The 21,833-nt window shown below is 35.7% G+C and carries 4 protein-coding genes; all 4 read left to right on the top strand.

Translation table 11 applies throughout. The features are described 5' to 3' along the window. The gene (locus tag FNW52_RS14860) at window positions 1–6,111 is read left to right on the top strand and encodes a DUF5977 domain-containing protein (RefSeq protein WP_143378231.1); all 6,111 of its coding nucleotides are present in this window, start codon (window positions 1–3) and stop codon (window positions 6,109–6,111) included. Window positions 6,112–6,227: 116 nt separating this feature from the next. Next, window positions 6,228–10,739, top strand: coding sequence for a VWA domain-containing protein (locus FNW52_RS14855; protein WP_143378230.1), 4,512 nt, complete (start codon window positions 6,228–6,230; stop codon window positions 10,737–10,739). A 3-nt stretch (window positions 10,740–10,742) separates the two neighbouring features. After that, complete coding sequence (locus tag FNW52_RS14850; protein WP_143378229.1) at window positions 10,743–11,459, top strand: hypothetical protein; 717 nt, start codon at window positions 10,743–10,745, stop codon at window positions 11,457–11,459. A 13-nt stretch (window positions 11,460–11,472) separates the two neighbouring features. Continuing rightward, window positions 11,473–21,833 (top strand): thrombospondin type 3 repeat-containing protein (locus FNW52_RS20975; protein ID WP_221933400.1); only part of this gene is annotated, 10,361 nt, incomplete at its 3' end.

The raw sequence follows: 21,833 nt of genomic DNA, 5'->3' as shown, positions 1-21,833 counted from the left end.
ATGAAATTAAAATATACATTAGTTTTTAGTATTATAAGTTTTTTTATTACCACTGCTGGATTTTCTCAGGAACTTAGTGATCAGGAGATAGGGTTTGATGTGGCTCGCGCGACCATTATGCTTAAGGAGCATGGAGCAAAAGACCAAGATATTGCTCGAGAAATTGCTATGATGCGGGAGATGCAGATTCACCGACATGTGGAGATGAAAAAAATAGAGGAAGGTATTTTGCAGAAAATTATGGCAGAGCAAACCGCTAAAGTCAATACAAGTCGTAACTCTAATACTGCAAAAGCAGCATTTGTTGATATCCCACAAATAGAGCGGGATGCGCTTATCGCTTTTTACAATAGTACGGGAGGGGCAAATTGGAAAAGTACTAAATACAATTATAGTGTTTGGGATATCACTAATCCTACCGCTGATGTATCCAAATGGTTTGGTGTTACCGTAGAAAATGGACATGTAGTAGGATTAGGTATGTTTAATAATGTGGGGAGTCTTGCGACTAATAATCTTGTTGGTACAATACCTAAAGAAATAGGTAATTTAAGTTTTCTTAAAGTTCTTTATTTGCCTCATAATCTCTTGACTGGTAGTCTTCCTGTCGAAATATGGAAATTAATGAGTCTTACGCATCTGGAATTAAATAATAATCAATTCTCTGGTAGTATTGCAGAAATAAGACAATTAAAGAGTCTTACGAAGCTGGATTTATCTGTGAATCAATTCTCTGGTAATTTACCTATTGGAATAAGTAATTTAACAAAACTTACCTATTTGAATTTATTTATTAATCAATTCTCTGGTAATATTACAGAAATAGGAAAATTAACGAGTCTTACGTTTCTGAATTTAAGTTCTAATAAATTCTCAGGTAGTATTGCCGAAATATTGGAATTAACAAGTCTTACGTTTTTGAGTTTAGAAGCTAATCAATTTTCTGGTATTCTTCCTGTAGAAATTGGAAAATTAACAAGTCTTACGTATTTGGGTTTAACAAGTAATCAATTTTCTGGTAGTCTTCCTGTAGAAATAGGAAAATTAACAAGTCTTACGGTTTTGAGTTTAGGTGCTAATCAATTCTTTGGTAGTATTGCAGAAATAGGAAAATTAACGAGTCTTAGGTATTTGAATTTATCTGGTAATAAATTCTCTGGTAGTCTTCCTGTTGAAATAGGAAAATTAACGATGCTTAGGGATCTGTTTTTAAGTGTTAATCAATTCTCTGGTAGTATTGCAGAATTAGGAAAATTAACGAGTCTAACTAATCTAAGTTTACAGAGAAATCAATTCTCTGGTAGTCTCCCTGTTGAAATAGGGAAATTAACAAGTCTTAAGGATCTGAATTTAAGTGAAAATCAGTTCTCTGGTAGTTTCGCAGAAATAGGAAAATTAACGAGTCTTTATCAACTGGATTTAAGGTTTAATAAATTCTCTGGTAGTCTTCCTGTTGAAATAGGGAAATTAACGAGTCTTGAAAATCTGTATTTATCTTTTAATCAATTCTCTGGCAGTATTGCGGAAGTAGGAAAATTGACACGTCTTACTTATTTTCATTTACAAAATAATCAATTTCGTTTTGTAGATTTTGTTGATGTATTTCAATATTTAAAAATAAAAATGCCTACAAGAGTAAATTTTGAGTACTACAATCAAGCCAAAATCAACACCCCAGAAACCCTCACCAAAGGAACTGGACAATCTATTGACTTAAAAATGTTTGCAGATGGAGATACTCGTTATTTAGCAGATGATACCTACCAATGGTTTAAAAATGGTATTAAAATTGATAAAGCAGAAAGTAGTGTCTATACCATATCAAGCCTATTGGCAACAGATGCGGCTACTTATGTATGTAAATCGTATCACGCAAAAAATCCAGACATGTCATCGTTGGTCTTAGAGCGAGAGCCAATTACACTAAAAGTAATTCCTTGTAGCACAGTAGTAGGAACCCTCAAAGCCTCTACGGAGAGTACAGTTGTCAATGCCAGTACTACATTTTCTTTAAACACTACAGCAACAGGCTTAACCTATAAATGGACATTCTTTAATGACGCAAACGGGACTGTTGTAAAAGATGGCACTCAAACCACCCCAACAGCAACACAATCCTATAGCGTAGCTGGAACTTACTTAGTACGACTAGAGGTTACTGAGGCTAATGGTTGTATAACAAAGTTTCCTGATTATAAAGTAATTGTAACCCAACCATGTATTTCTATTGAAGGAACAATCAAAGCATCGACTTTGAAACCAATAATAAACGAAAACACTAATTTCTCATTCGAAACCACAGCTACAGGCTTAACTTATGAATGGACTTTTTATAATTTAGACAATACAGAGAAAGCCAAAGCAACAACTGCACAGGTATCTCAAATCTATACTGTACCAGGCACTTATAAAGTAAAACTAGTAGTTACAGATGCTAATGGTTGCACAACTACTCTTCCAGAATATACAGTAACTGTCATCGATAATTGTGTTGATTCCTATTCTCCAAACCGTAATGGTAGTATAAATCCACCTTATCCTTATGGAGATTTAGTTGGAGTAATACTTAATAAAGTAACGAATTTGTCATTTAACAATTATTCATCTAGTACGGACTTATCCTATCAATGGAATTTATATAACTCAAGTAATTTATTAATAGCGTCTAGTAATCAGGTCGTATTTCCTATTACATTAACAATTGCGGGGGATTACAAAGTTACTTTGCGTGTTACGGATGCTACTGGCTGTTCTTCATTTGAAAGACCTTTAAAAACTAGAGATGCAATTGTTTGTGTTGTTCCTGCAAATGAACGTGAAGGATATATAAGTGCTCCTGGGAGCGGTAACCAACTTTCGGTCAATTCCGAAACAGTTATTTCTTTCAATCCTTCTTACTCTTACACTGCTGGTCTTAGTTATAAATGGGATTTTGTTAAAAATGGAGTTGTAGTTTTTTCGGGTGAACAAGAAAAATTTACTGTAAATCCTACTGTAATCGGTGATTATATAATTAATTTAAAAATATCAGACCCTAATGGTTGTACCACGGATTATTCAAAAGAATATCAAGTTATTGATGCATGTGACTATTTTTGGATATATAAGGGCGGTGTAAGTATAAGCGCAGATGATGAATATACCTACGGGCCTACATTTTTTGCTAAAGCAAACGTGACAAAATTTTTAAATGCTGAAGATTATCGTGAAGTTTCCCTTTATACTTTCAAATGGAAGTTATACGACCCAAACTTTGTATTAATTAGCGAGGGTAATCAAAAAAGATTTCCGATCACTCTTACTAAAGCAGGATTTCACAAAGTTGAATTAGAGATTGACAATGGTAAAGGATGTGTTACTAAACGTACTGTAATGGTTGGGTGCATAATAGATAAGAGTTGCACAACATTAAATCCAAAAGCTGTTGTAGTTAAAGAGTTGTATTTTAATTTATTAAAAAACCTAATATCAAGATCACTTCTTGGAGAGACCGATGCTCAGATTAATACAAGTGAAGCTTCTGCAGAATTGAAAGCCTTAAAGCCTTATATTACAAATGGAATTGCAGACAGAATATATAATTTTGTATCCACTAAGAACCAGTACGGAGAAATTACCAAAATTGATTTTTCATTTGCTCCAAATAGAGAATATGATGTTCACCTTTCGATTCCAAGAGGGATTAATTTTGACGCCAATTGGACTTCAGCCGAATTAAATTCTAATATAGAGCGAATTATTTACTTTAATTTGGACCAATATAGTACTTCAGATGACTATTTAGTATCGTGTTATGTTAGGCAAGTGGAAGAGGGTAAAAACGCAAATCCAGATAGAGTTGTATTGCAGCCTGGAGATTGTCAATTAGAGTCGGAGGTTCGATATATCGATTTTTGTCCTGTGGATTGTATTTCAATAGCAGGAACCCTCAAATCTACACCACAGGTTCTAAATGCAAATGTAAATGCCACTTTCTCTTTAGAGACGACGGCAACAAATGTAACTTACGATTGGATTTTTTATAATTTAGACAATAAGACAGAGTTAGCCAAAGCTACAACTGCCATTGCAACACAATCTTTTAACGCAGCAGGAAAGTATCGAGTAGTGTTGAATGTTAAGGATGAGAAAGGATGTATAACTCCTTTTGAAACTTTTACAACAGTATTACCCGCCTGTACTGCTATAACGGGAACCATCAAAATTGGTAATGCTGGATGTCAGGCTAATGTTATGGCGACTCCTTTCTCTCAAACTATTTCTTCTGGACAAACAACCAATATAATGTTGAGCAGTACAGCCATTGGAACAACATTTAATTGGACTGTACAACAAACAGGCGTAACTGGAGCCACAGAAGGAAGTGGGAATTCTATAGCGCAATTAGTAACAAATACCGGTAGTGCTAAAGGTGTTGCAGTTTATACCATAACTCCTATATTAGGTGATTGCTCTGGCACGCCAATTAATGTTAGTATCAATGTAGAAACCAAATCCTATACGAATATTGCCCAAAGTGGTTCCTTCACTCGAAACTGTGGGGCAGGCGGCACATCAGCAGCAGTAACCTATACCGTAGAGGCCAACAAATATAGTTCGAATAGCTCTCAGGCAGCTGCAGATGCGCAAGCACTGGCAGATGTAACCGCCAGTGGTCAGGCGTATGCCGATACCCATGGGATTTGTACTTTTAACTTTAAGAGTATAGCCCAAAGTGGTTCCTTCACACGAAACNNNNGTGGTCAGGCGTATGCCGATACCCATGGGATTTGTACTTTTAACTTTAAGAGTATAGCCCAAAGTGGTTCCTTCACACGAAACTGTGGGGCAGGTGGCACATCAGCAGCAGTAACCTATACCGTAGAGGCAAACAAATATAGTTCGAACAGCTCTCAGGCAGCTGCAGATGCGCAAGCACTGGCAGATGTAACCGCCAATGGTCAGGCGTATGCCGATACCCATGGGATTTGTACTTTTAACTTTAAGAGTATAGCCCAAAGTGGTTCCTTCACACGAAACTGTGGGGCAGGTGGCACATCAGCAGCAGTAACCTATACCGTAGAGGCCAACAAATATAGTTCGAACAGCTCTCAGGCAGCTGCAGATGCGCAAGCACTGGCAGATGTAACCGCCAATGGTCAGGCGTATGCCGATACCAAAGGAATTTGTACATATAACAGTGTAGCCCAAAGTGGTTTATTCACTCGAAACTGCGGAGGAGGTACATCAGCAGCAGTAACCTATACTGTAGAGGCAGGCAAGTATCATTCGAACAACTCTCAGGCAGAAGCAGATGCACAAGCACTGGCAGATGTAACCGCCAATGGTCAGGCGTATGCCAATACCAAAGGAATTTGTACATTTAACAGTGTAGCCCAAAGTGGTTCATTTACTAGAAACTGCGGTGGAGGCACATCAGTAGCAGTAACCTATACCGTAGAGGCAGGCAAGTATCATTCGAACAGCTCTCAGGCAGCTGCAGATGCACAAGCACTGGCAGATGTAACCGCCAATGGTCAGGCGTATGCCAATACCAAAGGAATTTGTACATTTAAAAGTGTAGCCCAAAGTGGTTCATTTACTAGAAATAATTGCGAAGTTGATTCAGGATCTAGCGTTAACTTTAGTCTTCCTGCTGGAGCAGTTATTTCTACGCTATCTCAAGCCGATGCAAATGCCAAAGGATTAGCTAAATTTAATACCGAAGGGCAAGCCAATGCCAATACTAAAGGAACATGTGTTTTTAAATATCAAGGGTATTGGTCTGCTTTTGATACAAAATATGACCCCCAAAGCAATTCATGGGTAGATTATATCGATGAAAATGGTATTCAGAAAAGAGTTTTCGTTGGTGCACTCGAAAATGGTTGTAAAGAAATTGCTGCCGCAAGTATTGTCGCTACTAATTATGCTAGTGTTTGTGCTCCTTGCCAAGAGTTGCAACTGCGACCAAGGATGGCAGGTTTGTGTTATAATGCTTCATTCCTAAATTGCGCAGGAACAATAGAAAGTATTATTTATAGTGATGAAATAACTTTTATGGGTAGATACATTATTAGAGTTACAACAGATTGCGATTCTACTGACCCAGTGATTGTTCCAGAAAATTAATTCCTCTTGACTGATTTTAATCGAACAGCGCTTAAATAAGTTTTGACGTAGCAATAGCAAGCTTACAATTGTTTATAAACAAACAAAAAGTATAAAAAAATAACATATTAGGAAATATGACAAATTGTTTTAAAATAAAAAAATACTGGATCCTTACTTTTTGTTTGGTACTTTGTTCTTTGGCAACTTTTGCTCAGGATTTAAGTGATCAGCAAATAGGTTTTGATGTGGCTCGAACTACCACCATGCTCAAAGAACATGGCGTAAAAGAACAAGATATGGATAGAGAGATTGCATTGACTAGAGAGATGCAAAAATCACTGTTTGTAATTTCTGAAAAAATATCGAATGAAATTAAGAGTAAAATAATTAAAGGTCAGATAATTAATAATAAATCAAGCGGAAAGGGACTTGTAACTGCTAAGGTATCAGATATTGAACGTGAGGCATTAGTTGCCTTATATAAAAGTACTAATGGATCTAAATGGGAAAACACAGAAAGATTATGGGATGTTAATAATCCCAATTCGGATGTTTCTACATGGTTTGGTGTTAGAGTTTTTAATGGTTCAGTAATAAGTTTATATCTTAATAATAATAATCTAGATGGATTTATACCAAAAGAGATAGGAGCTTTGAAAAGTTTAACTTATCTTTCATTAGCCTATAACAAATTAATAGGTGAACTCCCATCGACTATTGGCAATCTAAAGTCATTACAATTTCTTTCTTTGAATTTTAATCAATTTTCAGGAAAAATTCCGCAGGAAATGAATTTCTTAAAAGATTTAAAAAGTTTAGGATTGGGAACTAATCAATTTACAGGAGAATTACCGACAGATTTCATGGATTCAGTTGATCTTGAATGGCTTGGTTTAGCTGGAAATAATTTTGAGGGTACTATACCTTCAGGGATATTCAAAATGAATAATTTAAAATTCCTTCAGCTTCAAAATTGTCAATTTAGTGGATTTCCAGTTGAGATAGGCACAATGCCATTATTAGAACATTTCTATTTGCATAGAAATAAATTACAAGGAAAAATCCCTTCACAAATAGGTAGTTATAAAAATTTAATAATGTTTGAATTACAAGATAATCAACTGAGTGGCGGAATACCTCCTGAATTTGGTAATCTTTTAAATCTTAATAGCTTACGTGTATATTCAAATAAGTTGAGTGGTCCAATTCCAAAGATATTTACCAGTCTTGCTAAACTCAAAAGTTTGAATTTTAGCTATAATAATTTTCGATTTGTTGATTTCTTTGACGAATATCAAACTAATATGTCTAAATTTCTTGATTTTAGTTATATTTGGCAATCTAAAACAGATTCAGAAAAAACAGTTGCTGGGGTTTCAGGAAACACTGTAACATTAACAATGTGTGAGGACGGTCGATATGTTCCCAACGTTGATACTTTTCAGTGGTTTAAGAATGGTGTTGCAGTAACCGATGTGTCTATTAATAATAGAAGTTACACAATTTCGAATTTATCAGCTGCAAATGCTGGAGATTATTATTGTGTTTCAAAAAATCCCCAAATAACGGATCTTACATTACAAAGACACCCAATCCATTTATCGGTAACTAACTGCACCCCAAAAGAGGGGGAACTAAAAGTAATGTCAGAGAAATTGTCAGTCAATGAAACGGTAAATTTTTCGTTTCTGGAAATGGTGCAAGCAGTGGGCGGTAAGACAATAAGCGCACTAGCCAATAAAGACAGCTTACCTGGCACAAAATATACTTGGACTATTACAGATGAAACAGGCAAAGAGGTAAGCAAGCAGGAGACGACAACCACAAGTTATGGTTATGCATTTACTACCCCAGGAAAATATCTGGTAAAACTGGATATTATCGATGAGAATGGTTGTCCAGCCAATATTCCTGCAAAAGAAGTGATTATAAAAGCACAAGTGTTATGTCTAAATGAGAACATACTCTTTTCGTTTGAGACCACCGCACCCAACTTAAGTTATGTTTGGACCAGTACCAATGCTGCTGGAGTTGTTGTAAATTCCTCAATGCCTAGTCCTTCTAGTTTATACAATGTGTCGTTTGCTATCCCTGGCGATTATACCATCACCATGGTAGCAACAGATACGGCAACCCAATGTTCTGAAACGTTTATCAAAAAGGTAACTGTAGCATCTTGTGCGCCTACGTATTGTACTAAGGTTCATTTTAATTTCAATTTTAAGATTCCGGATATAAAGAAAGGTTTTGGAGGTTTAGTTTTAAACCTAGACTCTAGAATGAATATTGCCAACGGTATTGTTGATTTTATGAAAAACAGCACGAACAAAAAATTGTTTGCTACCACATTTGATTTGTCAGATAAAGGGACTATTAACGCTGTTATTGTCAATAAAGAAATTACAGTTAGTCCAGGTGATGTGTATAAAGTGGGAACTACAAATGACATTTCGAATAATAAGCCAACAGTAATACGAATCCAGGATCAGACTTTTAGCAATTCATTTACCACTTTGATTAATAATGGAATTCTTAAGAATACCTCATTGAAGAAAGAGGATCCTGTTGATGTTTCGTTCTTTATTATTTCCGAAGATCACAATACCGCTACATTAGATGGAGCCAAACGAGCCTATCAAGACTTATTGGCTTCTGGCAAAGCCAAAAAAATATTTTTTGTTTTGGTAAACGAAGGGAAGTTTAGTTATATAACAAAACGAGTGGGGTTACCCGCTAAAAAAACATTCATTACGCCAGTAGAATTTCTAACCGAAATGATGGGTTCAGTACCTGTAAATTATTCGGATACCAATTCTATTTTAAGTTCAGATTATGTTCAATTTTCGAAATTGGATATTGCCAAAGTAGGGTTTAAAGAGGTGCTTACTACCTTTTTAGAAAAAGGACATAAAGATGTGTTGGCATTGTGTGTAGATGTCCAATCGTGTACAAAGGACAATAAGAATACTCCAGTACTCAAAAAGTTGTTGTTAAATTTGGCTAATAAACTAAAAGACATTCCAGACGGAAGTGATGCCAATACGTATGCACAAAAAGAAATAGCAGCATTTGCACCTTATACGGTGGATAAAAAACCAATCATTTATAATGTAATCAATACCGCTAGTACAATAAGTTTTTCTTTTTCGGAGAGCGGTTTAGAGAATGATGTGCAACTGCCCAAACCAGTTTCGGGTTCTATAGTAGATATTGATTTAAGCCAATATACAGATGCCACTACAAAAACACCTGTTATTACTGCATTTAGCAATGGAAAATCGGATGCTACGAATGGATTTGTACGAAATATTGATTTTTGTATTAAGGAATTATCCTGTGTATCGCATGTGGCACTTGTACTAGACGAATCGGGTTCTATAGATTCGAGTGAAATGAATAAAATCAAGAAACAATTAAAAAGATTTGTTTACCAACAAGGAGTGACTAATGAAAAGATTGGGTCTAATATACATGTCTCATTAACCGGAATGTCTGATAGTGATACCAATACTAGAACCGATTATGTAGAGCCAATTAAAGCTTCTACAGATATATTAGTATTGGGTAAATTTTACGATTGGATTGATAATTTAGGAATGCGAAATGGTCAAACAACAGGAATAAGCGCCAGCTCTGATTATTGGAAAAGCGGATTGGACGGAGCCTTAAGTTATACATTAAAACCAGATGTGGTTATTATGATTACCGATGGTTGCCAAACGGCAGATGTTACGACTCTTAAAACCACGATGAGTCGATTTAATAATGCTAAAGGGAGTAGCCCAGAATCACCTCACTTATATGTGGTAGGTATTGAAAACGGGTTTTATGTAGATAGACCATCTACGGGTAAAACCTTAGATCGTAATGAAGATCCTAATTATAATCCAGCCTTGCAAAAAAGAAGTTTGACGGGAAAGGTGGCTGCTAGATTGACCAAGTCTTTACATTATCTATTAGGATTTCCTGAGACGGAGTTTCCGGTATCGAGTATAATTGATTTTAAGAACGCGACTTATTTCGGTCATGATAATTTTAATTTATTGGCTTCGGATGAAACTTATTTTTCAGACAAACTGATTGATAATGAAATTATTTGTGGTACATCTGCCGTTAAGGATTTTTGTGATGATTGTTTTTCTTTCAAGCCAGAACCTGGTCATGAATATTTAATAAGTGCGTGGGTCAAAGAGGAATCTTTTACTCAGGTAAAATCGTATATGAATTCAGCAATTAACATAGTTTTTTATAGACAAAAAGAAGCTTTAGATGTGCCTGGACATATTATTGCTACAGAAACTGCTAATCCTTCTGGAGAAATTATTGATGGTTGGCAAAGAATAGTATGGAAATTTAAGGTGCCTACTACTACCATAACTATCGGTTTTTCTTTAGAAAACAAAAGTGCCAGTATTCCGGTGTACTTTGATGATATTAGAATACACCCTTTAACAGGAAGCATTAAGTCATTCGTTTATGACCCAGAAACTTTTAAACTGATGTCTGAATTGGATGAGAATAATTACAGTACTTTCTATGAGTATGATAACGAAGGCGGGCTGGTTCGTGTAAAAAAAGAAACTGCCAAGGGTGTTAAAACAATTCAGGAAACACGTTCAGGGAGCTATATAAACACAAAAGAGTAAGGTATGTTTGGTAAAATAATAATTTGTGTTTGGCTTCTATTTATTGGTTTTATGGGTAATGCACAATCAGTGCGTACCGTTTTTAAAAAACTAGGACAACAATATAGTATGGCAAAGCCGTTGCAGTATCAATCAAAATATGTTTTATACAAGGATTTTGATTCAAAAAAGATTATGGAAAGTTATACCGGTGTTTTTTATAAAAACAATCAAAATGAAATCTATATGAAAATTGGCGAAACAGAGATTCTGAATTCAAAATCGGTAAATCTTAAGGTTAGCCATCCCGAAAAAGCTATAGAAATTTCAACTGCTGTGCCTACTTATTTTGGTGATTTTGATATGAAGCCATTACTGGAATTATGCAAAATTGATAAGTTCGTTGATTATAAGGGATATTGGGAAATTACCATGACCGCAAAACCATTTTCGAGTCTTCCCTATTCTAAAATTGAGGTTAGGGTTTCTAAAACTTATTTTTTACAAAAACAAGTTTTTTATTACAATACGGCTACCAATTTTTCGCAGGATTTTAGAAAACCCGATGTGCATTACCCCAGATTAGAGGTGATTTATGCCAATTACAACAGGAAAGCGGTTAATGCTTCGGTTTTTAAAAACAGTAGCTATTTTTCGACTTTCGGGAAAGATAGAATTGTCTTGTCTCCGCGTTTGCAGAAGTATGAGATTGTCGATCAAAGAAATAATTCCAATAATTAAAATAAATAGATATATGTATATCAATAAAAGTATAATAGTTTTTGTATTTACATTTTTTTCATTGTTTGCCTTTGGACAGAATGAAGAACCTGTAATTGATTCTAAATCTGGAAACAATTTAAAAGTTGGAGCAATATTAAAAGTTGTTGATTCTAAGTTTAATGATTTAAATAAGCAAAATTTATTTGCTTCTATAAATCCTAATGTGACCATTCATTTTGGATTTGATAATACTAATAAAGACGCCTCTGACTTTAAAGATGTTTATACTTGTACAATAATGTTAAGCGTAACTTCTTCTTATGATAGTAAAGGAGATGGTATAAATCCAAAAACAGTATCACTTACTATCGTACATGATAATAGTTCGAAAGGATTGGAGTTTAATGATTATGTTGTTTATAAACTTCCAGGAATTCATAAAGCAGATGTTAAAGTAGTGTCGATTACATATTCGAAGTCAGTACCAGTTTCTACAGCCTATTTAGCCTTGAAGTTTAACACAGAGCGTTATTACAATTTGCAAGTGAGTGGTTCGAACTCATTGGTATTGCCGATATCTTACCAATTATTGAAATACAATGGCACAAAAGAAGAGGCTGTTTCTAAAGTTAGTGATGCAGCCGAAGAGCTTGTCATTAAATGGACAAAAGACACCAAAGCACCCGCTGTAGAATATGAATTGGAATGGACTTGGATTGATAGTTATAAAAAAGATGGCGGTCAATTATTGCCTAGTGAAATTGCGTTAACCGAACAGGATTTTAAACAAAACAGTACGAGAATTCAAACTAAAGACGTTAGTTATAGAATCCCCTTAGTGTATTCTAATGGATATTTGGTGTATAGAATAAGACCTGTTGGACGATTTCTAGATGATACTTCAAAGAATTATTATGGAGTTTGGTCTTCGGGTATTTCAGATAATTATAAGAACGTAAGTGAATGGCCTCATAGTATAGAAATTAATAAAGCACACGAGTCGGGTTTAAAAAACTGGCAATATCAAGCTTCATTTGCAGAAGATGGTAAGAAAAAAGAAGTCGTAAGTTATTTTGATGGATCTTTGCGCAACCGTCAAACGGTAACTAAGGTAAATACAAACAACAAAGCTATAGTAGGAGAAGTTATTTATGATAATCAAGGAAGAGCAGCTATTGAGGTATTGCCCACTCCAATTGAATCTTCTGGGATACGTTTTTATACTAATTTAAATACCAATGAAGCGGGTTCTTTATATTCTCATAAAGATTTTGATTGGGATAATGCCAGTGTTAAGGATTGTAATCCAATACCAGTTCCTAAAATGTCTAGTAGAGCAGGGGCTAGTAAATATTACTCCGAAAAGAATGATGCACAGAATAATTACCAAGATTTTGTTCCTGATGCTTTCGGCTATCCTTTTTCTCAAATCGTGTACACTCCTGATAATACAGGAAGAATTAAAAGCAAAGGCGGGGTGGGTTCAAATCATCAAATAGGTTCAGGACATGAAATGCAGTATTTTTATTCTCAACCAAAGCAAGAAGAGTTAAACCGTCTTTTTGGTTATAAAGTAGGGAATTTTTCTCATTATAAAAAGAATACGGTCATTGATCCTAATGGTCAAGTGAGTGTGAGCTATTTAGATCCACAAGGTAGAACAGTGGCAACGGCTCTTGCAGGAGACAATAACGACAAAGGAAGTTTAGTATCCCTTGAAGATGAGAAGAATAAAACCTTACACCTGATGACCACTACTAACTTGTTGTCTAATAATGATAAGTATGTGTCTGGAGAAAATGGCGTTGTTCAAGATGGAATAAAATTGAATACTCCTATTGCTGTAGTAAAAGAAGGAAATGTCAAAATAGAATATTCTTTTGTCAAAGCCAAGGGAGGCTACTCGGATACTTGTTTGAATAGTAAGTTTTACCCTTTTGTGTATGATTGGTCTATGAGTTTAAAAAATGATTGCGCCTTGGAGTTACTTACAGGTAATAATCCAAGGATTTCAAAAATTGGATCTTCTAGCTTAAGTGCAACTACTGCGTCTGAATTAAGTTTTAAGAATATGGTTTTTAATGCCAAAGAGGGAGGCGAATTTTTAAAGGTGGGTTCCTATCCTTTAAGCAAAGACCTCCGTGTCGATGCTGATGTTTTAGATAAATATGCGACAGATTTTATCGCTGAATTAAGAAAAAGCACGAAGTGTTTACCCGATTTATCTTCATTAGACACAGAAATTAATTTGAAGGATTGTAACATAACTTGTAAAAGTTGTGAACAATCATTGGTTTGTGACAATCTAACCCCAGAGGAGTGTACTGCTTTTCAATTACTGCTTGCTACCGAATCTAATAAACTTGGAAATGTTGCCGCAAGAGAATCCTATATTGTAAAAGCCGAGGCTAAGTATGTTGAAAAAAACAGGCTTACGGTTCAGGCACAGGAAGGGTCGGGAGCTACTAATGATGAAAAACATTTTAAATTTGAATTCAACAGTTTGCTAACTGGCTGTAGAAATTTATGCGAGCAACCCGTAAACTTGTGTGGTCTTAATTTTGATACGTTGTTGGATGATGTTAGTCCACATGGTCAGTATGGTTCTGTTGTGGGGATTGAAACGGAAGATGATGAAGAAGTTGCTGATGCTGCTGCAGCTGCATCAAAAATAATTGATCCTTTGAGTCTTTTTAACAAAAACAATCAATTGCTGTATGGAGGATATACAATACATACCTATAAAGATGCTGCTGATAAAGACGTAACAGAGAATATTTCTAACTACAATTGGAAAAAACCATTTGATGGTTCTTATAAGGAAGAGGATGGTTCTGTCTCCAAAATTAGAGTTAAACTTGTTAGTGAATATGCTGAAAACCCTAAGTTAAACGTTTATGAGCCTGCTTTGGAGGATAGTGTTACCTTAACAGATTTAGAACATGATCCAGAAAGTGATGACATTAATGATTACCTAGTTCAACCAAAGTATTTAAAAAATGTAGCTCAGTTTGTAGCTCTTTGGAAACCGAGTTGGGCTAAATCATTGGTGCAGTTTCACCCTGAGTACGCGTATTACACTTACAATTTGAATTTATGTAGCAAAACAAATGGAGAGGGTTTTAACTCAGATGGTTTTAATGAGAATTTGCGTAAAAAAGAGTTTTATGATGCAGAAACCAAAGCTATAAATAACACCATTTTTAGTAGTACTGGTACAATTGCTCAATTATTGGATATTGATAGTGACGCCAACAATGGCGACCCATTTTATAGTGCTATAAATGATGATGATAAATTAATATCAGGAGAATACACTGTTCGAAAAGCTTTGATGAAAGAAGCACTAGAAGTGAATTTTGACGGTATGACTTTATCATCGGGTAAAAAACTGAATATGTTGCAAGCAGCTTATTATTTTGCTGTTTTCTCCAACGGGATTGCCCCACAATCTGCCTATACTACTTTTTCAAATGCCACTAATTCTCAATTATTGGATATTATTGACAAATTGGGGCAGAATGGCAATATTGCAGATTTAACTATTAAACAAAGAATATGGTCTAATTTCCGCTCGTATTATACTGCGTTGAAAGAAAAAACCCGCACTGTTTTTGCTCATATTTATGCCAGCAAAAACAATAATTATAATGATTGTATCGGGAATACGGAGAGCAAAGATACTTTTGTTACTTTATTTATAAAATATAATGTAGCATCCCCAAATAATTACGAGAGTCTCATAACACTTATTAATTCAATTCCCGAAGATGGTGTTTTACCCGCTACAACTCCAGCTGGTACTGGAATTGAATTGGCTTGTTCTAGTGTAACATCAGCTTTGTATAAAGACAAAGTAAAGCGTTTTGTTCCTGCGGATTTTGGTTATGATTCCGCTATTGGCGATACGGAATTCTTGGCCGCTACAAAAGCAAGTACAGATTCTAAAATGTATGCAGAAACAGGAAGATGTCCTATCTCATTTGATTTAGAAAATTTTCTAAAAGGTTTAGTAGATACTACTATTCAGGATAAAGGGTTGTTGATTAATGGTTTTAATACCTGGAGTATGCCTTATTTAACTTCAAGTGTATTTAATGCTCAGGCAAATCTAGGGTTTAATTTAGAGGGTTCTGTAAATAGCCCAAAAATTACCACCCGCGAGGTTGGAGGTAAACTAAATATTGTTTTTACCCAAGACGGAAATGATATTTCTACTCCAATAGAATTGAGTTTTGCTAAGAGTTTTATAAACTATCAAAATCCTTGTGGCGCAACTGTCACTCCACCAAAATGGGCGGATATTATAGGATTTAAAAGTATGTATGCCATACCAGAGTCTTTTGACAAGGTGCTTAAAACCTATAGATTTCGTATCGTAGGGATTATAAATAGAAAGGGAACTGTATCAAGTTGTACCACCCCCGAAGAAATACTTATTGATGGAATTACTAAAGCAAATATTTCAGAATGTGGAGCACTTGTAGTTGCACCATGCGATAAAAAGCAAAAGTTTAGTACAGCATTCAATGAGTTAGTACTTCATTTGCAAGCGAACAGTACTTTAAAAAGTGCGGATTTAAATATTGCTGCTGATGCTACTTTTGTAAATGGATACTTGTACGAATATTTCGGTGTCAAAGCTGGAGATAGAGTGAATTGGCATAACAATTCAGAGGGCATTTCTATTACAGTAAATGATTTGAAACGAGTTTCTGTGAATCTTGGAAACTACAGTTTAGGAAACGATGTAATAAAAAGTGTATTCATTAACGGAGCACAATCTGGGAACAGTAGTAATTTGCTAAACATCCGTATTAAAACAAGGTTTTTTAGAAATAGACAAATAACGGGTATAATAGGTTCTAGTGTTGTAACTATGCCTTTGTATTTTGCCTGTTGTTCCCCATGTGGTGATACGGATTATAACGGAGATGGATATGGAGATATTTGCGGACCTGGTGGGCCTGGAGACTGTGGGCCTGTAGATACTGATGGTGATGGTATTTTTGATTTATGCGACCCCTGTCCTATAATTCCAAAAAATTTACCATGTGATACAAATCCTCCTTACACTCCTGTAACTTCTTGTGAGGTAGTAGCTAATGATGAGTTTGTTTATGAGCAAAGAGTTAAGGATATTTTAAATAATCTGTTAGAGAATAATAATTACGCTATAAATGAAGATGGGGATTTCTATAAAGCAGGAAGTATTTCAGACGATACATCAATCAAAAATTTTGTGGAGCAATCTAAGTTGGCATCCCATTTTCAAGCAGAAAGAACGCGTTATAGAGTAAATAATTTGAAAAGCGTGGTCATGGATCGCTATTCTGTTGTTATCGAGAATGGTTTGATGAGTATTACTTTTGATGAAAATTCGGGAAGTGTAAACAATAAAAATTTCATTAATTTTTATGATGTAAATTTAAAGAGCGCTAAAAGGATTAATTATATTGATATAAAAAGTGACCTAAGTTTTGTTGTCAATTTTACCGATAACCAAGGTAAAACAGTAAATCAAGTCGGTAGTGCAATTTCACATTATACTTTTGTAGAAATAACAAAACATGAAGCACGAGCTATTGCAGTACCTTATTGTCAATTTGCTTCGGAAATTTACCCTCCAAAATTATCAAGCAAAAATGCTTTGGCTGGTTTAGGTGATATATATGTTACCCTCTCTAATCAGGGAGTGATTGATTATCAAAATAGTACATCGCCATCCTCTTTTATGAGTAGAAAAGCGACTTCAGGGAGGTTATTTGCTTTGCGTGATGGTGATCCAATAACTCCTGCTCCAGTTGCTTCTAATTGTTCTAATATTTGTATTCCTCCAACAGTTGCCCCTATAGTTTGTGGGGATAAATGGATGTCATTTCGATCGAATGTGAAATCACAAGTTGCAGATTATGTATTTTCAACTAATCTCGACAAAGAGGGTCTCTTTTTTTGTGAGGCTAATTATGGATATATTAGTGAAGAGTATATTTATTACTTGAATAAGTTAAGAATTTCGAGTGTTAAAAACCCTTTGTTTCTAACTATTAGCGAGTTTGGTGCTACCAAGTTGCATTATGGTAATAGTAAAACTCAACTGGTAGTCAATTATTATTTCAATTATCTGGAAGCTCAACCTAAAACTCCAACACAAGAAGCATTAACTTGGTCGCAATTTGCCGACAAGTATATTTTGGATAATAAAGAATGTGTACCAGCAATGATGGTGCCAACTTTTAGTTTAGAAATAGAGAACCCTGCTATATTAACTCCTTGTGAGTTATTTGCAGCGTCAATAAAAGCATCCAATAAACAACAATTGGAAGAATCCTTTTATGCAAATAAAAAAGAAGAATTCATTCAGAATTATTTAAAGGAAGCATTAGAAGGGATAACCGAAACCTTGACCCAAACTGCTGCAGACAAAGAGTATCAATATACGTTGTATTATTATGATCAAGCGGGTAATTTGATACAAACAGTACCGCCAGAAGGGGTTCACAGATTAACACCCAACTCGGATAAGACTATAAACACAGTTCGAAAAAATGATTCTGAAAAAGAGGATTTAACGCTTGTTGATGGTGTAGCTGTTGTTCCAGCAAATACTTTGCAAACGCAATACCGTTACAATTCATTAAATCAATTGGTTTGGCAAAAAACACCAGATGGAGGAGAAACCCAATTTGCGTATGATGCTTTGGGAAGAATTGTATCGTCTCAAAATGCAAAACAAAAACCAGCTGCCCAATTGAGTTATACTCGTTATGATGGTTTAGGTCGAATTACCGAAGCAGGGCAAATAAAGGCAACTACTGCGGTAAGCATTAATGATAATGGAAGATTGGTTTACGGTGATGTTGTACCAGTTCCCATTGATGCCAAAGAAGTTCCCGTAGATGCTATTGCCGATACTTTTCCATATAATTTAGGAAAATACACCCAGCAAGTTACCAAAACGTTGTATGATGCTCCACTTGCAAGTACATCGGCTTTGTTTACCTCTTACGGATCAGACAACAGTCATAAAAGAGTCACGGCTGTTCTCTACTTTTCTGCAATGGAAAGCAAGACCCTTTCTTCGGCCTATGAAGATGCTATTTTATACGATTATGATGTGCACGGAAATGTAAAAGAAATGCTCCACCATACGAATACTAAAGAGGCAATTGCTTTTGATAACCAGAAAAAAATAGTTAAAAAAATTGTATACGATTATGATTTAATAAGCGGAAACGTAAACAAAGTAACATATCAGCCTACCAAAACAGACCAATTTATACATCGATATGAGTATGATGCCGACAATAGAATCAATCAGGTTTATACCAGTAAAGACAACATTATTTGGGAAAAAGAAGCCAACTATCTCTATTACGACCATGGGCCATTGGCTCGTGTAGAAATTGGAGACAAGAAAGTACAAGGACTCGATTATATTTACACCTTGCAAGGTTGGTTAAAAGGGGTCAATTCAGAACAATTGAATACCGCTTATGATGCTGGAAAAGATGGTTTAAATGTAGCCAAAGATGCCTTTGGTTTTGCTTTGAATTATTATACAGGAGATTATCAATCTAGAAAAAACACTGAATTTACCAAAAATGTATTCAGTCTTAGCAAAGAAGGGAAAAAAGAAGGCAATGCAAACCTGTACAACGGAAACATCAAGGAGATGGTTACCTCCTTGTTAGACACCAAACAGCAGTCATTAGCAACACAGTTTAATCGTTATACTTACGATCAGCTCAACCGCATCATGACTATGAATACCGAAGCGATATCGCTTAGTGGTTCAAAGCCATCTTACCAATCAAGCTATAGTTACGACAGAAACGGTAATTTATTGACATTGTATAATACTGCTCCAAAACAAGATGGAACTATTGCAGTTATGGACAATCTAACTTATAAATACTTGACTAAAGAGGTTATAACAAAAGCGGGTGTTAAAACAGGGGTGTTTTTGCCTACAAATCAATTAGGAAATGTAGATGATACCGTGCCAAATAAAGCATTTACGAATGGCGTTGACAATGATACTTCTTTAGATATTGATGACCAAGACCCTAATAATTATGCTTATGACGAAATAGGGCAGCTGACTAAAGATGCGAAAGAACAATTAGACAAGATTGAATGGCGTGTGGATGGTAAAGTAAGCAAAATTACCAAAAGGAATGGTGCAGTTATTAGTTTTGAGTATGATGGTTTAGGAAACCGAATTGCCAAAAAAGTAGTGAATCCTACAAAAACAGCAACAACCATCACGTATTATGAGCGCGATGCTCAAGGCAATGTGTTGAGTACTTATGAAATGGTAACCCAGGGCGGAACAACAAAGTATTTTCTTGTAGAGCAAACTATTTACGGCAGTAGCCGACTCGGTGTAGAACAAGGTCGAAAAGAAATTACTGCTGATGCCTTTGCCTCTACCTTAAAAAATACAGAGCGACAACTTGCCAGTACACCAAACTTGTCTGCCATGCAAAGTAGTACAGCTACTACAATTGCAGGTTTGCTGTTTACAGGAAAAAATAGCATCACTTGGAAGGATACGAAAAGTAATTTGAACTTTTTTGATTTTGATGCACCTATAACCAATACAATCAATTTTAAGGCGCACCTAAAATTAGATAACACTACTTTTACATCAGGTTCTAAAAGAAGTTTGTTCGAACTTAAAAATGCCATTACCCGTGGCGGAGGGAATGATTTTATTGATTATTACAGCTCTTTTGAAGTAATGATAGAACGCGATTCTAAAAATCAAACCTACAAATTGAGCTTCTCCTCCAAAGGATTACAAAGAAATTCGTCTGCCAAAAGAAAAAGAGTTTGGCCAAAATGGCGTTATTGGGATGAACGAACGGATAGATTGAATACAGAAACCTTTGTAGTCAACACTGCAATTCCAGAATCGGAATGGGATTTGGATGTAGTAGTTCAACGAAATTTTGCCACAAACAAATTTGAACCTGTTGTTTTTATAAACGGCAATAAATTTGCAATTAGCAATAAAGGGATAACAGCAACCAAAGATATTTCTAGTGTTTCTAATGGAAAAGGGAGAACTGGATTGATTCCTACTGATTTTGATAATGCTTTGGGTGCAAATCCTATTGTCAAGGGCGTCCCTAACAGTATGTGTGATTTTACTTATCAAGTAATCAACGAGAATAATGATGATGAACACCCTGTATGGAATGAGTTTGCTTTTGATGGCACTGCCAATAGTACGGCCAACAACACTTCATCCAAAGACGGCTCGATTAGTATGAATACTACAAGCGTTACTTTTGTGGAAGGCTATTGTGGCTCGGCCGAAGGAGACAAAGACGGCGATGGTATAAAAGACATCAATGACAAATGCCCCAACATCTTCAACCCAAAACAAGAAGACACCGATGGCGATGGCACAGGCGATGTGTGCGACAATTGCAAAACGGCAAACCCCTCACAAACCGACACCGACAAAGATAATGTGGGCGACGATTGCGATAATTGCAAATTAATTGCAAATTTTGACCAAAGCGACATTGACAAAGACGGAATAGGCGATGTATGCGACAATTGTAGTACGATAAACAATCCCGATCAAGCCGATGCCAATCATAATGGCGTAGGCGATCTATGCGAAGGCTTGGATCAAGGAGCTGGAACAGTAGCCGCAATTGGAGCGTTCAAAGAATATTACCGTTATGTAGGAGACAAACGTTATGAGTTGTCTAATCATTTAGGAAACGTATTAAGTGTAATTAGCGACAGGAAACTAGCAGGGTTAGGGAATTTGCCAAGCCAAGAAATACTAAAACAGTTTGATTTTACAGGCTGGGAAAACATAGGAGTAGATAATAATTGGAATCCAAACTCGGGAGCAAAAGTCACCACCAACACCGATAAATTGGTAATGGCAGTTGATGACATACAGGAAGGTATGTCTTATGGTATGCTTACCGAAGCAGGCAAAAAATATACCGTAACCTACGATTTAGAGTTAGTGAGCTCGCCAGAAATAAAAGTAAAAGCCTCTAATTTTGGCACTATATTAACCAGCAAAATTGATACCGCTACAGGCAGACAAAACATAAGCTTTACCGCCACGGGAGTTGTAACCATGATACAATGGGAACGTACCAGAGACAAAGATGGTATCGAGGAAGTGTTTACTTTAGATAATGTAACAACAACTAGAGAATCTATAACTAATACAGTTGCTTTTACTACTTTTGTACCAGACGTTCTTAGTTATAGTGACTATTACCCTTTTGGTATGTTAGTCCCAACTAGACACGGACAAAGCGACAGTTACCGTTATGGCTTCCAAGGGCAGGAGATGGACAACGAAATTAAAGGCGAAGGAAACTCTTTGAATTATACCTTTAGGATGCA

The organism is Flavobacterium sp. ZT3R18 (assembly GCF_007097385.1).
Taxonomy (GTDB): Bacteria; Bacteroidota; Bacteroidia; order Flavobacteriales; family Flavobacteriaceae; genus Flavobacterium.
Note: the sequence above shows the minus strand (reverse complement) of the source record. Positions and strands in the feature narration are given on the sequence as shown.

Bases quoted from the DNA above. Each gene is read 5' to 3' on its own strand.
- FNW52_RS14855 (WP_143378230.1), top strand. From the start codon at position 6,228: ATGACAAATTGTTTTAAAATAAAAAAATACTGGATCCTTACTTTTTGT.
- FNW52_RS14850 (WP_143378229.1), top strand. From the start codon at position 10,743: ATGTTTGGTAAAATAATAATTTGTGTTTGGCTTCTATTTATTGGTTTT.